2 protein-coding genes are annotated in these 1173 nt (G+C 50.5%); both read right to left on the bottom strand.

Going from position 1 to position 1173, the window contains the following annotated elements:
* Positions 1 to 6 precede the first annotated feature (6 nt).
* Complete coding sequence (gene tcdA / locus BZG79_RS15780; protein ID WP_077774881.1) at positions 7 to 816, bottom strand: tRNA cyclic N6-threonylcarbamoyladenosine(37) synthase TcdA; 810 nt, start codon at positions 814 to 816, stop codon at positions 7 to 9.
* A 33-nt stretch (positions 817 to 849) separates the two neighbouring features.
* The coding region (locus tag BZG79_RS15785) for a LysR substrate-binding domain-containing protein (RefSeq protein ID WP_347336600.1) at positions 850 to 1173 on the bottom strand (324 nt) is incomplete at its 5' end.

A 1173-nucleotide genomic window follows, 5' to 3' on the forward strand; every position in this document is an offset into this window, starting at 1 on the left:
CACTTTCTAATCTTCGCGCCGCTGATCAGCGGCGATTAACTTTTGTAAAATACGTGAGACCGCGACAAATCCAAAGCTTGCTGTCACCATGGTTGCGGCGCCAAACCCACTGGCACAATCCATCCGTTTCGGGCCTTCTGCCGATGATTTACTCTCACACACACTACCATCCGGTTGCGGATATTTGAGCTGCTCGGTGGAGTAAACACAGTCAATCCCGAACTTGCGTCCTTTCGTCTTGGTAAAACCATAAAAGCGACGCAAATTATTGCGTAGCTTGGCCGCCAAGGGGTCTTGAATGGTTTTGGTGAGATCCGCCACCTGGATTTGCGTCGGGTCCATCTGCCCACCCGCGCCCCCGACGGTAATAACTTTGATTTTGTGCCGCTTGCAGTGTGCCAATAATGCGGTTTTGGGCTTAATGCTATCGATCGCATCAAGCACATAATCAAAGCGCTTATCGATATACTCAGCAATATTATCCGGTGAGATAAAATCATCAATCACAGTGACTTGGCATTCCGGGTTAATCGCTGCCACGCGTTCAGCCATTACCTCACTTTTGCTTTGACCGATGGTATCTTTCAGCGCGTGAATTTGTCGGTTGGTGTTGGTGACACACACGTCATCCATATCAATAAGGGTGATCGCCCCAATCCCTGTGCGAGCCAGCGATTCCACTGCCCACGATCCCACGCCACCAATACCGATGACACAAATATGGCTTTGGTGAAACACCTTTAGCGCACGGCGTCCATACAAACGAGCCGTACCGCCAAAACGTTGCAGATAGGATTCTGATAGGGGATGTGTCATAACTATTGTCTTCGTTGATCGCGCTGACAGGCGTTATACCGACTTGCTGATAGGATGTCTAGCCACATCCACCTTGAGGGCGTCACACAGCCAGTTGATCACGTGCATGACAGCGGGTGAACGCTGCTTGTACCGCGCACTATAAAGGTAGTAGCCATAGCCGCTGTCTATGCTTAACCCCAAGGGATTTACAATCAGATCGTTTGACAGGGCGGCTGAGGCCATAAAGGAGGGGATCAACGCCATGCCCATACCCTGTTTCACGCCTTCAAGCGCCATAAAAAAGTGCTCAAAGCCTGCGCCATATTGCAGATTACTGTCAGCCAGCCCAAATTGTTGCCAAAACTGCTCCCACAG

It is taken from the genome of Salinivibrio sp. MA427 (assembly GCF_001996115.1).
GTDB classification, from domain to species: domain Bacteria; phylum Pseudomonadota; class Gammaproteobacteria; order Enterobacterales; family Vibrionaceae; genus Salinivibrio; species Salinivibrio costicola.